Below are 23733 nucleotides of genomic sequence, written 5' to 3'. Positions count from 1 at the left end.
TATTTGATGAATGGCAGAATTCAAGCAGTCCACCAAGCTTCATAATGTCCTTTACGACATCCGTGGACCGATTCTTCAGGCCGCCCAGCAGATGGAGGCAGAGGGTCACCGCATCCTCAAACTGAACATCGGCAACCCCGCACCCTTCGGGTTTGAAGCGCCGGACGCGATCCTGGTGGACATGATTCGCCACCTGCCCCACGCCCAGGGATACAGCGATTCCCGCGGCATCTTCTCGGCCCGCACCGCCGTCTCGCAGTACTACCAGACACGCGGCATCCAGAGCATCCACGTGGACGACATCTACCTCGGCAACGGCGTCAGCGAACTCATCACGATGTCGCTGATGGCGCTGCTCGAAGAGGGCGACGAGATCCTGATCCCCACCCCGGACTACCCGCTGTGGACCGCCTCGGTGGCGCTGGCCGGCGGCCGTCCGGTGCACTACCTCTGCGACGAGGAGTCCGGCTGGCAGCCCGACCTGGAGGACCTCGAGGCCAAGATTACGCCCCGTACCAAGGGCATCGTGGTGATCAACCCGAACAACCCCACCGGCGCCGTCTACCCGGAAAGCACGCTGCGCAAGATCGTGGCGCTGGCGGAGAAGCACGGGCTGGCGATTTTCGCCGACGAGATTTACGAGAAGATCCTCTACGAGGACGCCGTGCACGTGAACATGGCCGCGCTCACCGGCGACGACGTGCTGTGCCTGACGTTCAGCGGGTTGTCCAAGGCCTACCGCGTCTGCGGCTACCGGGCGGGTTGGATGGCCATCTCCGGGCCCAAGAAGGAGGCCGCGGACTACCTCGAAGGCATCAATCTGCTGGCCAACATGAGGCTCTGCGCCAACGTCCCGGCCCAGCACGCCATCCAGACTGCCCTGGGTGGATACCAGAGCATCAACGACCTCATCCTTCCCGGCGGGCGGCTGCTGGAACAGCGCAACAAGGCCTACGACATGCTCAACGCCATCCCCGGCGTCAGCACCCAGCAGGCGCGGGGAGCCCTCTACCTGTTCCCCAAGCTGGACCCGGAGGTCTACGACATCCGGGATGACGAAAAGTTTGTCCTGGACCTGCTCAAGGAACAGAAGATCCTGGTTTCCCACGGCCGGGCGTTCAACTGGGTCCGGCCCGATCACTTCCGTATGGTGACCCTGCCCAACGTCAAGGATATCGAGGAGGCAATTGGCCGGATGGGAGACTTCCTCAGCAGGTATCAGGGGAACTAGCCTTTACCCACAGACAACCGTGGAAAGAGGACCCGATGGCCGGCGCTGTGGAATTCACGAAGCTTCCCTCAGAAACTTTGAAAGTGGGAAAGGGCTTCAAGCTGGCAGACGTTGACCCTGACGCCACCCACGGTTACCCGGGGAACAAGGCCGACGGCGAGGCGCTCCTCGAGGAGCTGGACGCAAAGCTCGCTGAGCTTCAGGAGAAGCTGTTTGCCGAGTCCAAGTTTGGCGGCACCAAGCGTGTCCTCCTGATCCTGCAGGGAATGGACACCGCCGGTAAGGGCGGAATCGTGAAGCACGTGCTGGGCGCCATGGACCCGCAGGGTGTCCAGTTCAAGTCCTTCAAGGCGCCCACGCCCGAGGAACGTGCCTACGACTTTCTGTGGCGCATCGAAAGGGAAGTCCCCGGCGCTGGCATGCTGGGTGTCTTTGACCGGTCCCACTACGAGGACGTCCTGATCCACCGGGTTCACCGCTGGGCTGACCCGAAGGAGCTTGAACGCCGCTACCGGGCGATCAACGAGTTCGAGGCCAGGCAGGCGGCGGTGGGCACGAAGGTGCTCAAGGTCATGCTGCACATCAGCAATGACGAGCAAAAAGAACGGCTGCTGGCCCGGCTGGACAATCCCGCCAAGCACTGGAAGTACAACACCGAGGATCTGAAACAGCGCGCCTTCTGGGACGACTACATGGCCGCCTACCAGGCTGCCTTCGACGAAACCAACTCGGACCATGCGCCCTGGTATGTCGTGCCAGCAAGCAAGAAGTGGTATGCGCGCATCGCCGTGCAGCAACTGTTGCTGGAGGGGCTCGGCGAGCTCGACCTGGAGTGGCCCAAGGCCGAGTTCGACGTGGAAGCTGAGCGCCGCCTCGTCGAGCGGTCCTGACCAGGCCGGGCCGTCCTGAGGGCGCTTAACCTCCGGCTGGATCTCCGCTGGCGGTCAGCTGTCCTTGCGGGCAGCCGCGAGCCTCTTTCTGGCGCCCTCCAGCCAGTCTTCGCAGCGGCGTGCCAAGGCCTCGCCCCGCTCCCACAGCGCCAGGGAATCCTCAAGGCTGGTCCCGCCGGCCTCAAGCTTGGAAACGACGGCGACCAGCTGTTCCCGTGCTTCCTCATAGCTGAGGGCATCGATGTCCGGAGGAAGTGCGGGGCCGGGCCGGGCTGCCGCATTTTGCTCCGTGCTGTGCTGCTGATCTGTATTGATGGTCGGTTCTGTCATGGTTCCTGGCCTGTCATGTCGGTGGTGCTGTGATTCGGTGCTGGCGTCAATTGAGGTGCTGGCTTCATATGCGTCCCGGCCTATGGGGCGCCCGTGGATTCCGCGCCGAACCGCCCGCCGGCCACCCTGACCGCGAGTGGTGTCCCCGCAGGGGCCTGGGACGGCTGGCGGACAACTGCACCGCCGGGCCCGGAAAGCTGCACCACGGCATAGCCGCGGTCCAGGGTCTGCTGCGGTGACAATGCCCGGACCTGCGCCTGGAGGTGGACCAGCTGGTCGGAAGCCCTCGTCACGGCGGCACTGATGGCCGCCGTGGACCGGCGGGCCAGCCGTTCCACATCGTCCGCGCGCGCCGTGATCATGCTCTCCGGGGCCGCGAGGACCGGACGGGACCGGATTGCCGCCAGACGGTCCGTTTCCCGGGCCACCAGCATGGTGACGGAGCGGCGCAGCTGGGCTTCAGCCTGCCGGACCCGGGCAAGTTCCTCTGAAACTTCGGGCACGATCCTTTTGGCTGCGTCCGTGGGGGTGGAGGCCCGGAGGTCGGCGACGTCGTCCAGGATGGGCCGGTCCGCCTCGTGCCCGATTGCGCTGACCACCGGAGTCACCGCGGCCGCCACGGCGCGGATGAGTTCCTCGCTGCTGAAGGGCAGGAGGTCTTCCAGCGCGCCGCCGCCGCGAGCGATGACGATCACGTCGACCTCGGGACGCGCATCGAGTTCGCGCAGCGCCTTGACCATCTGGGATACGGCGGTGTTGCCCTGCACCGCGACCTCGCGGATCTCGAATTCGACCGCCGGCCAGCGCAGGGCAGCGTTGCGCAGGACGTCCTTCTTCGCATCGGAATCGCGGCCGGTGATGAGCCCGATCCGGTGGGGGAGCAGGGGCAGACGCTTTTTCCGCGACTCGGCGAACAGTCCTTCAGCTGCCAGGGCATGGCGCAGCCGTTCGATCCGTGCGAGGAGATCGCCCAGTCCCACAGGGCGGATGTCCTTCACGGACATGTTCAGGCGCCCGGTCTTCAGCCAGAACTCGGCCTTGAGCAGGGCCACCACCCGGCTTCCGCGCTCGAGCGGCGTCTCCTGCCGGTCGAGCAGTTTGGACCAGATGGAAGCGGGCAGGGAGATTTCGGCGTCCACGTCCCGGAGGGTGAGGAACGCACTGCCGCCGCGCCGGTTGAGTTCGATGACCTGCCCTTCAACCCAGGCTGCCGGAGCCCGCTCGATGTGGGTCTTGAGCTTCTGTGAGAGCAACTGCAGCGGCCAGGGGTTGTCCGGGCTTGTCTCGGCGGCGGTGGCCGGCACCGTGCTCGGGCGGGTGGCAGCGGTGCCCGCTGCCGGGGCCGTGCCGGGTACAGGGACGGTGGCGTTTTCAGCCATGTGCAGCCCCGGTGGCGGCGAATGCCAGTTGCATGGTCGCGGTCCTTTGCCTGTGGATGGTGCGTGCGCGTGGGTCAATCAACTCTATCCATAGCTGTATCACCGGGCCCCGACATTGTTGATGATGCCGGGACTGCTGATGACCCAGCAGGCTGGGTGGTCCGGCATTTTTGGTCGCTGGCATCTTTGATCGCCCTACTTTTTTCGATAGCGGGACGGCGCGCCTAGGATGGCAGTGTCGTGCTGACCAGCCAGGCACCCGACCAGCCGAGAAACCCGACCAGCTAGGAACCCTTGCGCTCATTTCTTGCGGCCTTGGCCGTCATCCTTGGTCTTCTCCTCTCCGCCGCCGCCGTTCCGGCCATCTGGGTGGACCGCAACATCGTGCAGGAAGGTGGCTTCGTAGCACTGGCGGCACCGCTGGGCAAGGATCCGGATTTCCAGAAGCGCCTGGCGACCGCCGCCGTCAACAGCATTGATACCGGCGGCACCATCCCGGCGCAGGCGGCCGAACTGGTCCGTCCGGTGCTGGAGAAGGCGGCAACCTCCCTCACCGGCCTGCCCGAGTACCCGGCTGCCTGGGAACAGACGCTGCGAAAGAGCCACCGGCTCAACTTCGCCGACCCGGCATCCCTTCCCCCCGAAGCGGATTCGAGCACCTCGCTGACCCTGGATGTGGCCCCGCTCGTCGCCCTCGCGGCCAAGCAGATTTCCAGCCAGGTTGGAGTACAGCTGGAAGCCCCGGGCCAGACCCTGGTGAGAATCGGCCAGACGAACCAGCGCCAGCTCGTTGAACGGGTTTCGGCTTACTCTCCGCTGGGATACAGCCTTGCCGCCGGCGCCGGGGTGGCGTTCCTCCTGGCGCTCGTGACCGCCCGCCGGCGGTGGAAAGTCCTGGCCGGGATCGGAGTGGGCGCACTGGTGCTTTCCGGACTGTGGACGCTGGCCTCCCGCTGGGCCGCCGACGCCGTGATGGGCACCGCGAGCGGAAACGAAATGGCAGACCTGTTCAAGCGGGAGTTCGTTGCGGCTTCCGCTTCCGGGTTTGCGTCCTGGACGCTGGCGGCGGCGATCGCCGGTGTGGTCCTGGTGGCGGCAGGCCTGCTACTCAGGCTGGTCGGCGGTCCTGCCCGCGGACGGTGAGCATGCCTGGATGCCCGCGGCCCAGCCGGTAGCATGGAGCAATGACTTCCTCTGCAGTTTCCCTTTCGATGCCAACCGTCCCGCGCCGGCGGCGTTCGCCGGAGGAAGTGCTCGCGGCGGCACCGGTCCCGGGCCCGAAGAGAGTTCTGCTGGCGGCTCCCCGCGGATACTGCGCGGGCGTGGACCGGGCGGTCATCGCCGTTGAAAAGGCCCTGCAGCACTACGGACCGCCGGTTTACGTCCGGAAACAGATTGTCCATAACGTGCACGTGGTCAGCTCCCTTGAGGAGCAGGGCGCCATCTTCGTGGACGAAACTGACGAAGTGCCTGAGGGCGCCCTGGTCATCTTCTCCGCCCACGGGGTGTCCCCGGCCGTGGTCCAGTCCGCAGAGGACCGCGGACTGCGCACCATCGATGCCACCTGCCCCCTTGTAACCAAGGTCCATAAGGAAGCCGTCCGCTTCGCCAAGGACGACTTCGATATCCTCCTGATCGGCCACGACGGCCACGAAGAGGTTGAAGGAACGGCCGGCGAAGCTCCCGAACACATCCAGATCATCAACGGCCCCCATGAGGTGGACAAGGTGACGGTACGGGACCCGGAAAAGGTCATCTGGCTTTCGCAGACCACGCTCAGCGTGGACGAGACCATGGAGACCGTCCGGCTGCTTAAGGACCGGTTCCCCACGCTCCAGGATCCGCCCAGCGATGACATCTGCTACGCCACAACCAACCGCCAGGTGGCCATCAAGAAGATCGCGCCCCAGGCCGATCTGGTGATCGTGGTCGGTTCGGCCAACTCCTCCAACTCCGTCCGACTCGTCGAGGTGGCGCTCGAGTACGGCGCCAAGGCATCGTACCGGGTGGACTTCGCCAACGAAGTGGACGAGTCCTGGTTCGAGGGTGTTGCCACGGTGGGCGTCACCTCGGGCGCGTCCGTTCCGGAGGTCCTGGTCAAGGACGTGCTCCGCCTCCTGGCTGATTACGGATACGACGCCGTCGAGGAAATTGTGACTGCGGAGGAAGACCTGCTCTTCTCCCTGCCGAAGGAGCTCCGCGCCACGCTCAAGGAAGCGGGGGACGTATCCCGCGCCCTCGGCGGGCGCCGCTCGCGGTAGCAGCGAAACGCACGACGCCGGAACTCACCTTGAGTTCCGGCGTCGTGCGTTTCGGCGCTTTAAGCGGCGTCCTCTTCCTCCACGGCCGCCCGCAGCTCGCCGCCAGCTCCCGGCTCCGTGCCCTGCAGCTCAGGGGCTGCAAGGGAACGCGGCGTGACCTGCACAGCCGGGGGCGTGACCAGTCCGCTGGTGTCCAGGGCGTTCAGTTTCCGCGCGGTGGGAAGCACCCGTGCCTCCAGCGTGCCGACCATCGCGTTGTAGCGGTCCACAGAGCTCTTCAGCGAGGATCCAAGCTTGCCGACGTTGTCCCCGAGCGTGCCCATCCGCTCGTACAGCTGCCGGGCAAGTTCGAAGAGCTCCCGCGCACTGTCCGTGAGAACGTCCTGGCGCCACGTGAACGCCACGGATTTGAGCACCGCGAGCAGCGTGCCGGGGGAGGCAAGCACCACATTCCTGGACAGGGCGTGATCCAGGAGCGCGGGATCGGCCGAGAGAGCGGAGGCGAGGATGGATTCGGCCGGGACGAAACAGATCACCAGCTCCGGAGAGTTCCCCGAAATGTCCCAGTACTTCTTGGTGCTGAGGGCGTCCACGTGCGATTTCAGCGCCTTGGCGTGTGCCGCCATCAGGTTTTGCAAAGCCGCCTCGCTGAGCCCGGGCTTGTCACCGGCCGACTGCCCCAGCTCCTGCGCCTCAAGGTAGGCGGACAGGGGAACCTTGGCGTCGACAACGAGCTGCTTGTCGCCCGGCAGCTGGACCACAAGGTCCGGGCGGACGGCGGCCTCGGCGCCTGACGTGCCGTGCTGCTGCTCATGGAAATCGACGTGCCGCATCATGCCGGCCGCCTCCACAACACGGCGCAGCTGCACTTCGCCCCACTGGCCGCGCGCGCTGTTCGACCGGAGCGCCGACTCAAGGGCATGCGTGGACCGCATCAGCTGCTCGTCCGTCAGGCGGGCTTCCTGCAGCTGCTGGGCCAGCTGCCCGTACTGTTCGAGCCGGTCCCGTTCCAGCAGGGATACCTGCTGCTGCACCGCCGTCAGCTTCTCGGCCACCGGCGCCAGGGCCCGCAGTACGCTTCCATCCTGCTCACGCGACATGCCCAGCTCGCGGTTCTGGGCCGACAGGAGCCTCCGCTCGGCATCCGCGGCAGCAAACTGGGCGCTGACTTCCGAAAGCCGCGCCGAAACGCCGTCGAAATCCGCTTCCACGGCGGCGCTCCGCCGGCGCAACACCACGTATACCGCGCCCGCGCCGGACACGGCGCCCAGCAACAGCATCAAAAGGGCCAGAATGACTGCAAAAGGTTCCATGCCTTCACTGTGGCACGGGGCTGTGACATTTATGGGAAGGGCAACAGCCCGGCAGGGGATGCGGGGGCCGAACAGGTAGAATCAATGTCCGTGGCTCTTACTATTGGCATCGTCGGACTGCCCAACGTCGGCAAATCAACTCTTTTCAACGCACTGACCCGTAACCAGGTCCTGGCCGCGAACTACCCGTTCGCCACCATCGAACCCAATGTCGGCGTCGTGAACCTGCCCGACCCCAGGCTCCAGCAGCTCGCCGGGATCTTCGGCTCGCAGCGCGTACTGCCCGCGGCTGTCTCCTTCGTCGACATCGCCGGCATCGTCAAGGGCGCCTCCGAAGGGGAAGGCCTGGGCAACCAGTTCCTCGCCAACATCCGTGAGGCGGAAGCCATCGCCGAGGTGGTGCGCGTCTTCGACGACCCCGACGTCATCCACGTCGACGGCAAGGTCGACCCCCGCTCGGACATGGAAACCATCAACACCGAGCTGATCCTCGCCGATCTGCAGACCATCGAGAAGGCCATTCCCCGGATCGAAAAAGAGGTCAAGATCAAGAAGCGGGAGGCCGCGGAGCTCGCTGCCATCAAGGCCGCGCAGGTAGTTCTGGAGCGCGGTGACACCATCTATTCCTCCGTCACGAGTGACAAGCTGGAGATGGAGCACCTCAAGGAGCTCAGCCTTTTGACGGCCAAGCCCTTCATCTACGTCTTCAACGCGGACGAAGGAATTCTCGGCAGCGAGGAGAAGCAGGCCGAGCTGCGCGCGATGGTTGCGCCGGCCGACTGCATCTTCCTTGACGCCAAGCTCGAGTCCGATCTCGTGGAACTGGACGAGGCCGAGGCGCGCGAAATGCTCGAAATGAATGGGCAGGACGAATCCGGGCTGGACCAGCTGGCCCGCGTCGGGTTCCACACGCTGGGGCTGCAGACCTACCTCACGGCCGGGCCCAAGGAGGCGCGCGCGTGGACCATCCACCAGGGCGACACCGCCCCGCAGGCAGCCGGCGTCATCCACTCGGACTTCCAGCGCGGCTTCATCAAGGCGGAGGTTGTCTCCTTCGAGGACCTCATCGACGCCGGTTCCATGGCGGAGGCCAAGTCGCGCGGCAAGGTCCGCATTGAAGGCAAGGAATACGTCATGTCCGACGGCGACGTGGTGGAATTCCGCTTCAACGTGTGAGTCTGCGCTGAGCTGCTCAGTGATTGAGTATTAACGGCAAAAAGCCCCGGTCCTATGGACCGGGGCTTTTTCTGTGATTGGCTCCACTACCCTCCGTGCAACATGGCGTCAAGGAAAAAGGGCGCGAACTTTTCGCACGGCAACAGCTTGGTTGCATCTCGGTAACAACCTTTACTGAGGGACAACTTTCGGACCGCGGGTGGCGGGTTCGGGTCTAGGCTACTTGTCATGTGAGACTCGCCACATCTCACTGGGGGGATGTAGCGGGTCTGGCCGGCGCCCACAGCGAAGGTCTTTTCCACACTCACAGAAACATAGGAGGCGGAATGCGATTCAGTCGTATTTCCAAAGCAGTAGGCGTTGCAGCCGCGGCTGCACTGGCGCTCAGCGCCTGCGCGAGCACCAATGGCGGGACAACCCCGTCCAGTAATGCGGCCGGCAAGCAGGGGGGAACAGCCACTGTCGTTGAGGTCAACGCGTTCAACACCTTCAACCCGAACACGGCCGACGGCAACACTGACATCAACTCGAAGGTCAGCTACGCCACACACTCCGGCTTTTACTACATCGACAACCAGCTGAACATCGTCCACAACGACAAGTTCGGCAAGATGGAAAAGACGTCCGACGATCCGCTGACCGTCAAGTACACCATCAACGAAGGTGTGAAGTGGTCGGACGGCACGCCCGTCACCGCAGCTGACCTCCTCCTGCAGTGGGCAGCCTTCTCCGGGTACTACAACGACGCCGACGCCGACGGCAAGGCCGGAACGTCCTACTTCTCCTACGCCGGCGACCCCACTGGTCTGGCGCTCACCGATTTCCCCGAAATCGGCGACAACAACCGCTCCATGACCATCAAGTACTCCAAGCCGTTCGCTGACTGGGAGATCGCACTGGGCGGGCCCGGCATTGACATCCCGGCCCACGTCCTGGCCAAGAAGGCTGGCCTGGCCGACACGCAGGCCTTCATCGACCACCTCAAGAGCATGCCCCGCGGCGACGCCAAAGCGCCCAAGACCGCTGACGCCAAGCTCAAGGCCATGTCCGACATGTGGAACACCGGCTTCGACTCCAAGACCCTGCCGAGCGATCCGAGCCTGTTCCTCTCCAACGGCCCGTTCGTTGTCCAGAGCATCAACCAGGACCAGTCCCTGACCATGGTCCGCAACAAGGATTACAACTGGGGCCCCGAGGCCAAGCTGGACGAGATCACCGTCCGCTACATCGGTTCCTCCCCGGCCCAGGTCCAGGCGCTGAAGAACGGCGAAGCCGACATCATCGCCCCGCAGGCTTCGGCTGACACCCTCGATCAGCTCAAGGCACTCGAGAGCCAGGGCGTCACGGTCGAACAGGGCAACCAGCTCTCCTACGACCACATCGACCTGAACTACTCAGGACCCTTCGCCGACAAGAATGTCCGTGAGGCATTCATGAAGACGGTTCCGCGCAAGGACATCGTCGACAAGATCATCAAGAAGCTCGACCCCGAGGCAAAGCCCCTGGATTCGCAGCTGTTTGTTCCCGCGCAGCCGGCCTACGACGCCTCCGCGCAGGCCAACGGATCCTCGGCCTACGCAGATGCTGACGTTGACGGCGCCAAGAAGCTGCTCAACGGTGCGACCCCCGAGGTCCGCATTATGTACAACAAGGACAACCCCAACCGTGTTGACGCGTTCTCGCTCATCCGCGAGTCCGCAACCAAGGCCGGCTTCAAGATCGTCGACGGCGGACTTGGCGCCTCTGACTGGGGCAAGGCCCTCGGTAAGGGCGGCTACGACGCCACAATCTTCGGCTGGATCAACCCGGGCGTCGGAGTCTCCGGCGTGCCGCAGATCTTCCGCACCGGCAACGGTTCCAACTTCAACAAGTTCAGCGATCCTGAAGCCGACAAGCTCATGGACGAACTCATTGTGACGACTGACCGCAGCAAGCAGGACGACCTGTCCAAGCAGATCGACAAGAAGATCTGGGACTCGGCCTACGGCCTCCCGCTGTTCCAGTCCGTTGGTGTTGACGCCTACAGCGACCGCATCACCGGCGTGAAGTTCATGCCCAACCAGACCGGCGTCTGGTGGAACTTCTGGGAGTGGGCCGAGAAGTAAGCCCGTGACACGAAGTGCTACTAGCTAGATGAGGCGCCGGGACCATGCACCACGGTCCCGGCGCCTTGCAGCGCCATCTCCCGGCAGTGCCTGTGTTGGCAGCACAAGCAGTAAGGCGCCGCCAAACCTGCGACCGGTCCGGGCAATCCCCGGGCCCGAATCCTGAGGTTCTATCACAATGGTGACCTACATAGTCCGGCGGCTTGTCACCGCCGCACTCATCCTTTTGGGCGCGTCCTTCCTGGTGTATCTGCTGACCGCCGCATCAGGCGACCCGCTCGCAGAGTTCCGTGCCAGCAGTGCGCCGAACAAGCAGCAGCTCATGGACTCGAGATCCGCGCTGCTGGACCTCGATACGCCCGCGCCCGTGCGGTATTTCAAATGGCTCGGCGGCGCGGCCCAGTGCCTGGTGCCCTTCACCGGATCCTGCAATCTCGGCAAGAACATCGCGGGCCAGCCCATTACGGACGCCCTCGGCCATGCACTCATCCAGACCCTGACGCTTGTCACCGGGGCCGCCGTCCTGGCCATCCTTGTGGGTATCACTCTGGGCATCATCACCGCCCTGCGGCAGTACAGCACGCTGGATTACGGCGTGACCTTCATGGCCTTCCTGTTCTTCTCCCTGCCGATCTTCTGGGTCGCCGTCCTGCTCAAGGAATTCGGCGCCATCGGCTTCAACAACTTCCTCCGCAACCCGGAGATTCCGCTGCCGGTCTCTCTCGGCGTCGGCGCCGTGCTGGGGGCCGTGGCCGTGATCGTGGCCGGCGGTGATGCCAGACGCAAGGCACTGACCGGTGCCATCGTCTTCGCCGCTGTCGCCGCAGTCCTCATCTACTTCTCGGTGACCCAGTGGTTCAAGACACCCGGCCTGGGCCCGGTGGTCATCGCCATTGCCGGGGTGGGCATCGCCTTCGCCGTGACTCTGCTGACCGCCGGCCTGCGGAACCGCAAGGCGCTGCAGTCCGCCCTGATTGCCGTCGGCGTGGGGCTTGTCCTCTACTTCGTGGTCCAGCCTCTGCTGAACCAGGCCACGTTCCTGATGGTCGTGCTGCTGGCGGTTGCCGCGGTCCTCATCGGCATGGTCATCGGCTACTTCATGGGCGGCTATGACCGCGGACAGTCTATGCGCGCGGCGGCCATCACATCCTTCCTGGTGGGCTTCCTCATCGTGCTGGACCGTTTCATGCAGGCCTGGCCCGCGTACTTCAACAACAGCAGGGTCCGGGGACGGCCGATCGCCACCATCGGCGCCGGCACACCGAACATCGAAGGCGACTTCTGGATCCTCGGCCTGGATTCCTTCACGCACCTGATCCTCCCCACCACGGCGCTCATCCTCATCTCACTCGCCGGATACACGAGGTTCACCCGTGCTTCCATGCTGGAAATCATGAACATGGACTACATCCGGACGGCGCGGGCCAAGGGCCTTACCGAACGCACCGTCGTCATGCGCCATGCCTTCCGCAACGCCCTGATCCCGGTGGCCACCATCGTCGCATTCGACATCGGCGGCCTGATCGGCGGTGCCGTGATCACCGAGACGGTGTTCTCCGTCCGGGGCATGGGGTTCCTGTTCCTGGACGGCATCCTGCATGTTGACCCCAACCCCGTCATGGGCGTCTTCATTTGCGTCGCCATCACGGCCATGGCGTTCAACCTCATCGCGGACCTCGCCTACTCCGCACTGGATCCACGAGTAAGGGTGAAAGCATGAGCCAGCCCAGCCAGCAGGACGAAATCATGGCGGAGGAGGCCGGCCTGCGGCAGGAAGCTGCCGGGATCGAGCCTGTCTCCGAAGCCCGGGGCCTGAGCCAGGGCCAGATTGTCCGCAAAAGGTTTCTTGGCCATTCCGGCGCCATCGTCGGCCTTGTGGTCTTCGCCGTCATCTTCGTCATGGCCTTCACGTCCGTGGGGTATGCCGGGATCCCGGGCTGGTGGAAGTACACCCACGAGGCTGTCTCGCCGCTGGTCAACGACGGCGCTCCCACGGCGTCGCTGTGGCCCCTGGCCTGGGGGGAGCATCCCTTCGGCCAGGACCGGATCGGGCGCGACCTCTTCGCCATGACCATGCGCGGTGCCCAGCAGTCCATCACCATCATGGTGGTCATCGGCCTCATCGCCGGCCTGGTCGGTGTGGTCGTCGGAGCGTTGTCCGGCTACTTCCGTGGCTGGATGGAAGCCGTCCTGATGCGGCTCACCGACGTCATCATCATTGTCCCCGCACTCCTCCTCGCCGCCGTCATGGCGCAGCTGGCAGGACGCCGGGATGAAGGCAGCTGGTTTGCGTCTTTCGCCAGCAGCAACGGTGTCCTCGCGCTCGGCATCTTCCTGGGGCTGATCAGCTGGGTGGGCCTGGCGAGGCTCATGCGCGGCGAGTTCCTCACCCTGCGTGAGCGCGAGTTCGTCGACGCGGCGCGGATTTCCGGGGCCAGCAACGCCCGGATCATCTTCAAGCACATCCTGCCCAACGCAGTGGGCGTGCTGATCGTCAACGTCACCCTCACCATGTCAGCGGCGATCCTTACCGAAACGGCCCTCAGCTACCTCGGCGTCGGCGTCAAGTCCCCGGACACCTCGCTCGGCCTGCTCATCTCGCAGAACCAGGAAGCCTTCGCCACCCGACCCTGGCTGTTCTGGTTCCCCGGCCTGTTCATCGTCCTCATCTGCCTCAGCATCAACTTCATCGGCGACGGCCTGCGGGACGCCTTCGACCCGCGGCAAAAGAAGTTCAACGCCAAGAAGGCCAAGGACGCGGACGCCGCCATTCCCGAGAAGACGCCCGTGGCGGCCCTGGACAGCAGGGCTGACGACGGCCGGACCGCCGGCGGGGACAGGGGAGCCTGACATGCTGCTGCGACGCCGCGGGCGGGTGCAGCGGGCTGCCTGCCTACAGGGCAGCCACGCTCCAGTAGCTGAGCACGAGAAGGACCAAGGTCGCAGCAGCTTCTGGCCAGCGGAACTTCACGCTGACCGGAGTGGCCTCGGCTGCTCCGGCATCAAGGAGCCCCGATTCGACCAGCTGCTGCCAGCGTCCGCGGACCAGCTGCGCGGCCTGCCCCGAGTCGGTGCTCTTGAGGTCGCCGGGGCGCACGGAGTTCCCCGGCCCGTACGTGCTGTCCGGCAATCCCCTGAGGTCCTCCGGGCGGGCGTTGCGTCCGCCCCAGATGCCGGGTGCGGGAGCCGCCCAGGCCCCGTAGCTTTGGCTGGGGGTGACGAGGGTCAGTGCGTACCGGGTGTCCACCTGCACCAGCGCTGCCCAGGGCACCGTGATGGCGCGGAATGGATTCTCTATGGTGACGCCGGCGTCGTGGACAACCACGGCGGGACGCCAGAACAGCAGCCAACCCAGGTACGCGATGAGCAGCAGCGGCGCGGCACCGGCCAGGGCGGGGACTCCGCCAGCCACCACCAGGCCGGCCAGCCCGGCGGCCGCCACAAGCCACGAGAAACCGGCAAACCATTTGTTGGTGCGCGCCTTGAAGATCGCGGCGTTTCCGGCATGCGGCACAGTGCTCATGCCCCCAATAATTCAGTATTCCCGGCCGCAGCACTAATCTCAGCTGCTCCGCTGGCCCGGGTGGAAGGAAAACCCCAACATGTCTGACTACATCAGCCCTGACCGCCCGTCGACGGACCCGCTGGAGCGTGACTCCATTGAGCCCGGCGCCGGACGGCGCAGGGCAGACGGGAAGGGTTCCGTCGTCCTGGAAGTCCGCGACCTCAGCGTCGACTTCGGTGTGGAAAAGAAGTGGGTGCCGGCCGCCGTCGGGCTTAACTATGAGGTACGCGCCGGCGAGGTCCTGGCCATCGTGGGGGAGTCCGGCTCGGGCAAGAGCGCCAGCTCCATGGCGTTGCTCGGCCTGCTGCCCAGCAACAGCAGGGTGTCCGGGAGCGTCAGGCTTTCCGGCAGGGAACTGCTGGGCGCGGACGCGGCCAACCTCCGCAGTGTCCGCGGCAAGGACGTGGCCGTCATCTTCCAGGAGCCCATGACCGCGCTGAACCCGGTCTACACGGTGGGTGCGCAGATCGTTGAGACGGTGCGGCTTCACAACGAAGTCTCCCCGGACCAGGCCAAGGAGCGCGCGCTGCGGATGCTGGAGCTGGTGGAGCTGCCCGACCCGGTAAAGGCGTTCAGGTCCTACCCACACCAGCTTTCCGGAGGCCAGCGGCAGCGTGCCATGATCGCCCAGTCGCTGTCCTGCGATCCCAAGCTGCTGATCGCCGATGAGCCCACCACGGCCCTGGACGTCACGGTGCAGGCGGAGATCCTGGACCTGATGAGAAACCTGCGCAACAAGCTGGACAGCGCCATCGTCCTGATCACCCATGACATGGGTGTCGTGGCGGACCTGGCAGACCGGATCGCCGTCATGCGCAGGGGCCGGATCGTGGAGACGGGCACCGCCGAGCAGATCTTTCACAACCCCCAGCATCCCTACACGCAGGCGCTGCTGGCGGCCGTGCCGCACCTCGGCCAGGGCGGAACGGACACTGCGCCGGACGTTGACGTGACGGCGGCGCTGGCAGCGGCCACCCATGCCGAGCTTGACTCCGTTGACCACGACGAACTGGTCCGGCGCGAGCGGGAGAACGCGGCAGCCCTGGCAGCCGCCGAATCCAGGGGACCGGTGGGGGAACCCGTCCTGGAGCTGACCGACGTCGCCATCGAGTACCCGAAGCAGGGCCGCGTGCCGGCCTTCCGCGCCGTCGAGGGGGCCAATCTGACCATCCATCCGGGGCAGGTGGTGGGCCTCGTGGGGGAGTCGGGATCGGGCAAGACCACCATCGGGCGCGCCGCCGTCGGACTGCTGCCGGTGGCTGCGGGAACCATGCGTGTTGTGGGGGAGGACATCTCCGCTGCGAAGAAGAACGGCAAGCAGCTGCACCAGGTGCGGCGCCACATCGGCATGGTGTTCCAGGACCCGTCCTCATCCCTGAACCCGCGTCTGCCCATCGGCGAAAGCATCGGCGAGCCGATGTACCTTGCCGGCGTGGCGAAGGGCGCCGACCTGCAGAAGCGCATCGAGGCGCTGCTGGACCAGGTGGAGCTGCCACGGAACTACCGGAATAGGTACCCGCATGAGCTGTCCGGCGGGCAGAAACAGCGCGTCGGCATCGCCCGGGCACTCTCGCTCAAGCCGAAGCTCATGGTTGCCGACGAGCCGACGTCTGCGCTTGACGTGTCCGTGCAGGCCAAGGTCCTGGAGCTGTTCCAGAACCTCCAGCGTGAGCTCGGGTTCGCCTGCCTGTTCGTCACCCACGACCTCGCCGTCGTGGACGTGCTGGCTGACCGCATCTGCGTCATGCAGCGCGGCCGCATCGTGGAGCAGGGCTCCCGCGACCAGATCCTGCGCAACCCTCAGGAGGCGTACACTCAGCGGCTGCTTGCCGCCGTGCCGCTGCCGGACCCGGAAAAGCAGCGCGAGCGCCGGGAACTGCGGGCACGGCTGGCCACCGGAACGGAGTAGCCGGGGCAACAAAAAACAGGAGCCGGTATCCACTCAAGGCGGATACCGGCTTCTGTCTGAGTTATAGGTGCGGGCCCTACGACAGCGCCAGCCCCAGCTTCGCGAGCCTGTCACCCAGCAGCGCACCCAGTGCGCGGTGACCGTCGCCGTTCATGTGGACACTGTCCTTGAGCTGCGCCTCCAGCCCGTAGCGGGAGAGCCAGTCCCCGACACCGACGAACGGAATGCCGTGGTCCGCGGCGACGGTCCCCAGCAGCGCGTCCACCTCGGCGCGCCGGACGCCGCCGTGATCCGCTCCCTTGCCCAGGGTTCCCACCATGGCAAGCTTCGCCCCCGGGTAGCGCTGCTTGATCGTCGTAATAAGCCGGGCTGCGTTGGCCGAGATCTGCTCGTCGCTCGCGCCTTGCTTCGCGTCGTTTCCGCCGCCCTCGATCACCACCAGCGGGGGGAAACCGTAGGGAAGGTGCCAGTCGCCTCGCTGCAAAGCATCGACGTAATTGCCGATGGTGCCGTTGGAGGCGACATAGCCGGTGCCGCCCTTGCCGCAGAAGAAGACGTCGTAGCCCAGCCCTGCCAAGGCCCGGCGCGGCCAGCTGGCCTGCGGCTCGGACTGCGAGTCGCCGATCAGCAGCGCGGTGTGGGCGATGTTGCCCACGATTACCTCATCGCGCCCGTTGGCCGGATTGCGGTACAGCGCTCCGGCCGGAAGGCTGGCTGGGTTCACGGCAGTCCGCAAATCGCTCACGACCGCCGAACCGGCGGCCACGGCCTCACCCGGGGCGGCCACCGGTGCGGCGGCGCGCGGCGCCGCCGGCCCGGCACCGGACGACGGTTCCATTGCTGCGCCGCAACCCGTCAAAATCAGGCTGGCGGCGATGACCGGACCAATCAGGAGGGCCCGCGTCGAGGCTTGTAACATCCGTGGACTCCTGGCCTGTTCGTAAGTGGTCTAGCAATAGTGGTGGATCACTTTTCGAAAAGCCAGTGATTTTGCTCACATGACGTGCCGCTGGATTCACGATTTGGTAACGGGGCGGGCGTGTGCGCCTGCGCCCGTTTTAGGCCAATAAATGGCTCAGCGTTTAGACTGGAGGCAGGTGCCCTGTGTTAAGGGTCTGATCCGTCGTGCGTTCCGGTTGGAAATGTCGCGATACAACAGCTGACTTCACCACTGAATCGAGCAATAACGCATGTCTGAAACCACCACCAACACCGCGGTAGCAACTGCAGTTCGCAGTGACCTGCGCAACGTCGCGATTGTGGCCCACGTTGACCACGGCAAGACCACCCTTGTGGACGCCATGCTCAAGCAGACCAACTCCTTTGCCGAGCACAACCACCTCGAAGACCGCGTCATGGACTCCGGTGACCTGGAGCGCGAAAAGGGCATCACTATCCTGGCCAAGAACACCACGGTGGCCTACAACGGACCGTCCTCCAACGGCGAAACCATCACCATTAACGTCATCGACACCCCCGGCCACGCCGACTTCGGCGGCGAAGTGGAGCGCGGGCTGTCCATGGTGGACGGCGTCGTTCTCCTCGTGGATGCCTCTGAGGGCCCGCTGCCCCAGACCCGCTTCGTCCTCCGCAAGGCCCTCGCCGCGCACCTGCCGGTGATCCTCCTGGTCAACAAGACCGACCGCCCCGACGCCCGCATCGAAGAGGTCGTCCACGAGTCCATGGACCTGCTCCTGGGCCTGGCCTCCGACCTTGCCGATGAGGTTCCGGACCTTGACCTGGACAAGATCCTCAACGTCCCGGTGGTTTACGCCGCCGCCAAGGTTGGCCGCGCCTCCCTCGAGCAGCCCGCTGATGGCACCGCCCCGGAGAACGAGGACCTCGAGCCGCTCTTCAGCGCGATCATCGAGCACATCCCCGCCCCGACCTACAACCCGGAAGGTGTCCTGCAGGCTCACGTCACCAACCTTGACGCCTCCCCGTTCCTGGGCCGTCTCGCCCTGCTGCGCATCTACAACGGCACCCTCCGCAAGGGCCAGCAGGTTGCCTGGGCCCGCGCAAACGGTGAGCTGAAGACCGTCAAGATTACTGAACTCCTCGCCACCAAGGCGCTCGAGCGCGTTCCGGCCGAGTCCGCCGGCCCCGGCGAGATCGTCGCCGTCGCCGGCATCGAGGAGATCACCATCGGTGAGACCCTGACCGACGTCGAGAACCCGCAGCCGCTGCCCCTGATCACCGTTGACGATCCCGCGATCTCGATGACCATCGGTATCAACACCTCCCCGCTGGCCGGCAAGGTCAAGGGCGCCAAGGTCACGGCCCGCCAGGTGAAGGACCGCTTGGACAAGGAACTGATCGGTAACGTCTCCATCAAGGTTCTCCCCACCGAGCGCCCGGATGCCTGGGAAGTCCAGGGCCGCGGCGAGCTCGCGCTGGCCATCCTCGTGGAGCAGATGCGCCGCGAAGGCTTCGAGCTGACCGTGGGCAAGCCCCAGGTTGTCACCCGGACAGTCGACGGCAAGATCCACGAGCCGATGGAACACATGACCATCGACGTGCCGGAAGAGTACCTCGGCGCCGTCACCCAGCTCATGGCCGCCCGCAAGGGCCGCATGACCAACATGGCCAACCATGGCACCGGCTGGTGCCGCATGGAGTTCATCGTTCCCGCCCGTGGCCTGATCGGCTTCCGCACCAAGTTCCTCACGGACACCCGCGGCGCCGGCATCGCAGCCTCCATCTCCGAGGGCTACGAGCCCTGGGCCGGCCCGATTGAATACCGCACCAACGGTTCCATGGTGGCCGACCGTGCAGGCGTCGTGACCCCGTTCGCCATGATCAACCTGCAGGAACGCGGCTCCTTCTTCGTCAAGCCCACCTCCGAGGTGTACGAAGGCATGATCGTGGGCGAGAACTCCCGCGCCGACGACATGGACGTGAACATCACGAAGGAAAAGAAGCTCACCAACATGCGTGCGGCTTCCTCGGACACCTTCGAGAACCTGACGCCGCCGCGCGACCTGACCCTCGAAGAGTCTCTCGAGTTCGCCCGCGAGGACGAGTGCGTTGAGGTTACCCCGGACGCCATCCGCATCCGCAAGGTCATCCTTGACACCAACGAGCGCGCCAAGGCCAACCGCGCCCGCGCGAAGGCATAACGGCACCCTCCCGCCGGGAACTGAAATCGTGAATAGAAGAGCTGCCGGCATGGCAGGCGGCCTGGCCGCCGCCGTGCCGGCAGCTCTTTTTGCTGCCCTCGCCGGAACCGCGCTGCATGGCCAGGCGTTTGCCGCCGCCGGTTCCGCTCTGCCGGTGGGTGCCGTGGCGGCGCTGCTGCTCCTGGCGTCGCTTCAGCTGTTCCTCGGGGCGGCGTTCCGGACGCTGATTCCGACGGCGGTGTGCGGCGCGGTCTGTTATGCCCTGGCCGGCTGGTGGTCAGGGATGGAGCCGGGCAAGCGGCTGATTGCCGGTGACCTGGCCGGCGGCATCTGGGTCTACGGGATCGTGGTGGTCACCGTCGCGATGCTGGCCTGGTGCCGGCGGTACAGCCGCTCGTCAGCCGGCCGGGGCAACGCGGCTAATCTGCCGCCGGGTCCCGGTGGTGCGCAATCATGAGTGAGGTGGCCTCGCCGTCGTCGTCTGCGGGAAGTGCCACGTACTCCTCCATGACGGCGCGGAGCTTGGCCAGCATTTCCTCCCGCCTGGCGGCGTTGAACTTCACCCCGAGGCGCCACACCTCGATGTCCTCGGGCGGAAGGTCCCGGGTTTCCAGCAGGAACGTTTCAATGAGGATGGGCGCAACATTGTCCACGGGAGTGCTCCACGACTTTCGGCTGGCAATGTAGGGCACCTCCGTCGCGCCCCGCCGCCCCTTCCGGCGCTCCTCCGCCACCAGGAACCCGGTCCGCACCAGGGTGCGGACGTGGTGAAGGCTGGACGCGGGATTGAGGCCGAGCAGCTCGGCGATCTCCTTGTTGGTACGTGACTGGTGAAGGCATAAACGAAGAATCCTCAGCCGTAGCGGAGAACTTAGGGCGCGGCCCTTTGCCACCAGATCTGCATCATCGCTTTCCGGCGGGGATGTCATAGACGCCAGTGTAACGAGCACCGAATGATTGACATATGCCAGTCACTGCCCGGAACTGAAGCCGTGCGCGCGAGGTTGTTCAGTCCGCGGCGGGCGGGGCCAGGCGCGAACCCCGCCGCGGAGGTGCCGGCGGCACCTGTTTGGCGGCCACCACGCTGTCCAGAGGAATGCCGACGTCGGACCTGCGGGTCCGCACGGTGCACTCACTTTCGTCGCACTCCACGAGGTCTCCCAGCGCATCCGTAAAGCCGCCGTCGATCCTGTACCGCACCACCACGCGTGTTCCGGCAGGGGCCGCGGCCAGGAACTGCCGGGGCGTTGGTGTTGTCTGACTCACCGGTCCATCGTATGACGCGTCCGGAGTGTGACGCGCCCGCTTCGTTCGCGGGAAGGGCCTGGGAGATAATAGGCTCTGAAGTGGACAGCCCGGCATGCAGGCCGGATGCAGCAACCGGCCAGTCGCCGGGAATCAACGTGGAGAGGCAAGGGACGTGACGTACGTAATCGCGCAGCCGTGTGTAGATGTCAAGGACAAGGCATGCATTGAGGAGTGCCCCGTCGATTGCATCTACGAAGGCGATCGCTCCCTCTATATCCATCCCGATGAGTGCGTCGACTGCGGTGCATGCGAGCCCGTCTGCCCGGTGGAAGCCATCTACTACGAGGATGACACCCCCGAGGAATGGGCAGACTACTACAAGGCGAACGTCGAGTTCTTTGACGACCTCGGCTCCCCGGGCGGCGCCGCCAAGGTGGGCAATACCGGCAAGGACCACCCGATGATTGCAGCGCTCCCGCCGCAGAACCAGGACCACTGAGGCGGACCCCTTCGTGACTACAGCTGTGCGCAGTTTCGGCCTTAGCCTGCCCGACTACCCGTGGGAAGCCATGGCGCCGTACCTCGCCAAAGCGGCTGAACACCCGGGCGGTGCGGTCAACCTGTCCATCGGCACGCCCGTGGACCCGACGCCGGCGATCATCCAGGACGCCCTGAAGGCTGCCGCGGATGCGCCCGGTTACCCCACCGTGCATGGCACGCCCGCGCTCCGGGAGGCCATTGGCGGGTGGTTCGCCCGCCGCCGCGGCGTCGAGGGGCTGGACCCCCGCGCCGTCATGCCGACGGTGGGCTCCAAGGAACTCGTGGCGTGGCTGCCATTTCTGCTGGGCCTCAAGCCGGGCGACGTCGTCGTCCGGCCCACGGTCGCCTACCCCACCTACGACATCGGGGCCACGTTCGCCGGGGCGACAGCGGTGGCGGCTGATGACCTCGACGAACTGGACGCGGCCACCCGGGCGAAGGTCCGGCTGGTCTGGGTCAACTCGCCGGGCAACCCCACCGGCAGTGTCCGGGACGCGGCGTCGCTGAAGAAGATCGTGGACCAGGCCCGCGATATCGGCGCCGTCGTGGCCTCCGATGAGTGCTATGCCGAGCTCGGCTGGGGCGAGTGGGACCTGCAGCGCGGGGGACAGGCCGTTCCGAGCATCCTGGATCCGCGCGTCGCCGGTACGTCCCACGACGGGCTCCTGGCCGTGTACTCGCTGAGCAAGCAGTCCAACCTGGCCGGCTACCGGGCCGCCTTCGTCGCCGGTGATGCGGCCCTCATGGCCAACCTCGTCAACAGCCGCAAGCACGCCGGCATGATCGTGCCGTACCCGGTGCAGGAAGCCATGCGCGTGGCCTTGGGCGACGACGCACACGTCCTGGAGCAGAAGGACCTGTACCGCGGGCGGCGGGAGCGGCTCCTGCCGGCGCTGGAGTCCTTCGGGCTGACGCTGCACGAGTCCGCCGCCGGCCTTTACCTGTGGTGCACGGCTGGCGAAGCAACCTGGGACACCGTGGCACGCCTCGCCGAGCGGGGGATTGTGGTGGGTCCGGGGGTGTTCTACGGCGACGCGGGGCACGGCTATGTTCGCGTGGCCCTCACCGGAACCGACGAACGGATCGACGCCGCGGTGTCCCGCCTGGCGTAGCGGTTAGGCCGTAACAATGATGTGACTCGCGCCACAACTTGCCCGTTTTCGGGATAATTTGGCGCTTCCGGATTAGTGGCAGCCCGCAAGTGGCGGTAGTTTTTAACTGACTATCAATGGTGGCTTTCTACAAGAAGGCAGCACGGCCGTTGGATGTCCCGCCGTGCGGGATCCCGTGCGGCTCACCTGATGTTGGATCAAGCTTTCTAGCGAGGCCAAGCGGCCTCATGAAGGGGACTCCATGACTGAGACCACCAGCGCAACTGAGACCACCAGTGCGATCTTGCGCCACGCAGGCGGCGAACTCGAACTTCCGCGCATCAAGGTTGTTGAGGGAAACGAAGGCTACGACGTTTCCAAGCTACTGAAGCAGACCGGCGCCGTTGCCTTTGACCCTGGCTTCATGAACACGGCCGCCACAACGTCGGCCATCACCTACATCGACGGCGACGCAGGCATTCTGCGGTACCGCGGTTACCCGATCGAGCAGCTTGCCCAGCACTCCAGCTTCCTGGAAGTCTCGTACCTGCTGATCTACGGCAACCTCCCGACGCCGGCCGAACTGGAGGACTTCGACCAGAAGATCCGCCGCCACACCCTGCTTCACGAGGAGCTCAAAGGCTTCTTCGGCGGCTTCCCCCGGGATGCGCACCCGATGCCCGTGCTGTCCTCGGCTGTGTCCGCGCTGTCCACGTTCTACCAGGACTCGCTGGACCCGTTCAATGACGAGCAGGTGGAGGTTTCCACCATCCGCCTGATGGCGAAGCTGCCGGTCATTGCGGCCTACGCCCACAAGAAGTCGATCGGGCAGCCGATGCTGTACCCGGACAACTCGCACAACCTGGTGGAGAACTTCCTGCGCCTGAGCTTCGGCCTGCCGGCCGAGCAGTACGAGGTGGACCCGGTGGTCGCCAAGGCGCTGGACCTGCTCCTCATCCTGCACGCGGACCACGAGCAGAACTGCTCGACCTCCACGGTGCGGCTGGTGGGCTCCTCGAACGCCAACCTCTTCGCCTCCGTGTCCGCAGGCATCAACGCGCTCTTCGGCCCCGCCCACGGTGGTGCCAACGAGGCCGTACTGAAGATGCTCCGCCAGATCCAGGCCGACGGCACCAAGCCCGAGGACTACATGGAGAAGGTCAAGAATAAGGAAGACGGCGTCCGCCTCATGGGCTTCGGCCACCGGGTCTACAAGAACTACGACCCGCGCGCCAAGATCGTCAAGGCAACCGCGCACGAGATCCTGAGCAAGCTCGGCGGCCACGACGAACTCCTGGAGATCGCCCTGCGCCTCGAAGAGAAGGCCCTGAATGATGACTACTTCATCCAGCGCAAGCTGTACCCGAACGTGGACTTCTACACCGGCCTGATCTACAAGGCCATGGGCTTCCCGGAGAAGATGTTCACCGTGCTGTTCGCCATCGGCCGCCTGCCGGGCTGGATTGCCCAGTGGCGCGAAATGATCAACGATCCGAATACCAAGATCGGCCGTCCGCGGCAGCTCTACACAGGGGAGCCCGAGCGGCAGTACCCCGCCCGCTGAAATCACGACGGC

General features: G+C 65.4%; 21 protein-coding genes. 14 read left to right on the top strand and 7 right to left on the bottom strand.

Translation table 11 applies throughout. The annotated features are described in order from the left end of the window. Nucleotides 1-10: 10 nt before the first annotated feature. On the top strand, nucleotides 11-1231 hold the full coding sequence (locus G9E11_RS08990) for a pyridoxal phosphate-dependent aminotransferase (protein WP_190604892.1): 1221 nt from the start codon (nucleotides 11-13) through the stop codon (nucleotides 1229-1231). A gap of 35 nt (nucleotides 1232-1266) precedes the next feature. Beyond that, complete coding sequence (locus tag G9E11_RS08985; protein WP_190604890.1) at nucleotides 1267-2121, top strand: PPK2 family polyphosphate kinase; 855 nt, start codon at nucleotides 1267-1269, stop codon at nucleotides 2119-2121. Nucleotides 2122-2175: 54 nt separating this feature from the next. Here G9E11_RS08985 and G9E11_RS08980 read toward each other — a convergent pair whose 3' ends face one another. Both G9E11_RS08980 and xseA read right to left on the bottom strand, forming a co-directional pair. Beyond that, nucleotides 2176-2451, bottom strand: a complete 276-nt coding sequence (locus G9E11_RS08980) for an exodeoxyribonuclease VII small subunit (protein ID WP_194717988.1) — start codon at nucleotides 2449-2451, stop codon at nucleotides 2176-2178. Nucleotides 2452-2531: 80 nt separating this feature from the next. Next, the gene (gene xseA, locus G9E11_RS08975) at nucleotides 2532-3830 is read right to left on the bottom strand and encodes an exodeoxyribonuclease VII large subunit (protein WP_190604888.1); all 1299 of its coding nucleotides are present in this window, start codon (nucleotides 3828-3830) and stop codon (nucleotides 2532-2534) included. Between the two features lie 294 nt (nucleotides 3831-4124). On the opposite strand from xseA, the gene G9E11_RS08970 reads away from it, so the two are divergent. Both G9E11_RS08970 and G9E11_RS08965 read left to right on the top strand, forming a co-directional pair. After that, a complete protein-coding gene (locus tag G9E11_RS08970) occupies nucleotides 4125-4973 on the top strand; it encodes a hypothetical protein (protein ID WP_190604886.1) in 849 nt (282 codons plus the stop codon). Between the two features lie 41 nt (nucleotides 4974-5014). Continuing rightward, complete coding sequence (locus G9E11_RS08965; protein ID WP_102973795.1) at nucleotides 5015-6091, top strand: 4-hydroxy-3-methylbut-2-enyl diphosphate reductase; 1077 nt, start codon at nucleotides 5015-5017, stop codon at nucleotides 6089-6091. A 59-nt stretch (nucleotides 6092-6150) separates the two neighbouring features. On the opposite strand, the gene G9E11_RS08960 is transcribed toward G9E11_RS08965, so the two are convergent. Beyond that, a complete protein-coding gene (locus G9E11_RS08960) occupies nucleotides 6151-7404 on the bottom strand; it encodes a DNA recombination protein RmuC (protein ID WP_190604884.1) in 1254 nt (417 codons plus the stop codon). Nucleotides 7405-7494: 90 nt separating this feature from the next. Here G9E11_RS08960 and ychF point away from each other — a divergent pair, with 90 nt between their 5' ends. The 4 genes from ychF (at nucleotide 7495) to G9E11_RS08940 (ending at nucleotide 13535) form a co-directional block, all read left to right on the top strand. Beyond that, on the top strand, nucleotides 7495-8580 hold the full coding sequence (gene ychF / locus G9E11_RS08955; protein WP_190604882.1) for a redox-regulated ATPase YchF: 1086 nt from the start codon (nucleotides 7495-7497) through the stop codon (nucleotides 8578-8580). Between the two features lie 326 nt (nucleotides 8581-8906). Then, nucleotides 8907-10685 (top strand): ABC transporter family substrate-binding protein, encoded by a 1779-nt coding sequence (locus G9E11_RS08950; RefSeq protein WP_190604880.1) that lies wholly within the window; start codon nucleotides 8907-8909, stop codon nucleotides 10683-10685. Nucleotides 10686-10863: 178 nt separating this feature from the next. Next, nucleotides 10864-12405, top strand: coding sequence for an ABC transporter permease (locus G9E11_RS08945; protein ID WP_190604878.1), 1542 nt, complete (start codon nucleotides 10864-10866; stop codon nucleotides 12403-12405). Beyond that, nucleotides 12402-13535: an ABC transporter permease gene (locus G9E11_RS08940; protein ID WP_414635180.1), complete on the top strand. Its 1134-nt coding sequence runs from the start codon at nucleotides 12402-12404 to the stop codon at nucleotides 13533-13535. The genes G9E11_RS08945 and G9E11_RS08940 overlap by 4 nt, the downstream gene beginning before the upstream one ends. A gap of 43 nt (nucleotides 13536-13578) precedes the next feature. On the opposite strand, the gene G9E11_RS08935 is transcribed toward G9E11_RS08940, so the two are convergent. Then, complete coding sequence (locus tag G9E11_RS08935; protein WP_190604876.1) at nucleotides 13579-14208, bottom strand: PH domain-containing protein; 630 nt, start codon at nucleotides 14206-14208, stop codon at nucleotides 13579-13581. A 79-nt stretch (nucleotides 14209-14287) separates the two neighbouring features. Here G9E11_RS08935 and G9E11_RS08930 point away from each other — a divergent pair, with 79 nt between their 5' ends. Continuing rightward, nucleotides 14288-16159 (top strand): ABC transporter ATP-binding protein, encoded by a 1872-nt coding sequence (locus G9E11_RS08930; RefSeq protein WP_190604873.1) that lies wholly within the window; start codon nucleotides 14288-14290, stop codon nucleotides 16157-16159. A gap of 76 nt (nucleotides 16160-16235) precedes the next feature. On the opposite strand, the gene G9E11_RS08925 is transcribed toward G9E11_RS08930, so the two are convergent. Continuing rightward, nucleotides 16236-17078: an SGNH/GDSL hydrolase family protein gene (locus tag G9E11_RS08925; RefSeq protein WP_190604871.1), complete on the bottom strand. Its 843-nt coding sequence runs from the start codon at nucleotides 17076-17078 to the stop codon at nucleotides 16236-16238. Nucleotides 17079-17349: 271 nt separating this feature from the next. On the opposite strand from G9E11_RS08925, the gene typA reads away from it, so the two are divergent. Beyond that, nucleotides 17350-19278, top strand: a complete 1929-nt coding sequence (gene typA / locus G9E11_RS08920) for a translational GTPase TypA (protein ID WP_111905723.1) — start codon at nucleotides 17350-17352, stop codon at nucleotides 19276-19278. Between the two features lie 28 nt (nucleotides 19279-19306). Next, nucleotides 19307-19735 carry a hypothetical protein gene (locus tag G9E11_RS08915; RefSeq protein ID WP_311764327.1) on the top strand — a complete coding sequence of 143 codons (429 nt, stop codon included), beginning with the start codon at nucleotides 19307-19309 and terminating at the stop codon, nucleotides 19733-19735. Here the strand turns inward: G9E11_RS08915 and G9E11_RS08910 are convergent. Both G9E11_RS08910 and G9E11_RS08905 read right to left on the bottom strand, forming a co-directional pair. Further along, nucleotides 19698-20207 carry a helix-turn-helix domain-containing protein gene (locus G9E11_RS08910; protein ID WP_190604869.1) on the bottom strand — a complete coding sequence of 170 codons (510 nt, stop codon included), beginning with the start codon at nucleotides 20205-20207 and terminating at the stop codon, nucleotides 19698-19700. The two genes, G9E11_RS08915 and G9E11_RS08910, sit on opposite strands and share 38 nt — an antisense overlap. A 79-nt stretch (nucleotides 20208-20286) precedes the next feature. Further along, nucleotides 20287-20544, bottom strand: coding sequence for a putative acetyltransferase (locus G9E11_RS08905; protein WP_190604867.1), 258 nt, complete (start codon nucleotides 20542-20544; stop codon nucleotides 20287-20289). Between the two features lie 154 nt (nucleotides 20545-20698). Between G9E11_RS08905 and fdxA the strand changes: the two genes are divergently transcribed. The 3 genes from fdxA to G9E11_RS08890 all read left to right on the top strand — a co-directional run bounded on the left by fdxA (nucleotide 20699) and on the right by G9E11_RS08890 (nucleotide 23721). Continuing rightward, the gene (fdxA, locus tag G9E11_RS08900; RefSeq protein WP_102973806.1) at nucleotides 20699-21025 is read left to right on the top strand and encodes a ferredoxin; all 327 of its coding nucleotides are present in this window, start codon (nucleotides 20699-20701) and stop codon (nucleotides 21023-21025) included. A 13-nt stretch (nucleotides 21026-21038) separates the two neighbouring features. Continuing rightward, entirely contained in the window at nucleotides 21039-22178 is a 1140-nt protein-coding gene (gene dapC / locus G9E11_RS08895; RefSeq protein ID WP_190604865.1) for a succinyldiaminopimelate transaminase, read from the top strand. Between the two features lie 241 nt (nucleotides 22179-22419). Continuing rightward, nucleotides 22420-23721: a citrate synthase gene (locus G9E11_RS08890; RefSeq protein WP_111905727.1), complete on the top strand. Its 1302-nt coding sequence runs from the start codon at nucleotides 22420-22422 to the stop codon at nucleotides 23719-23721. Nucleotides 23722-23733: the final 12 nt, after the last annotated feature.

Origin of the sequence: Arthrobacter ipis (assembly GCF_014694315.1) — a bacterium.
GTDB lineage: Bacteria > Actinomycetota > Actinomycetes > Actinomycetales > Micrococcaceae > Arthrobacter > Arthrobacter ipis.
Note: the sequence above shows the minus strand (reverse complement) of the source record. Positions and strands in the feature narration are given on the sequence as shown.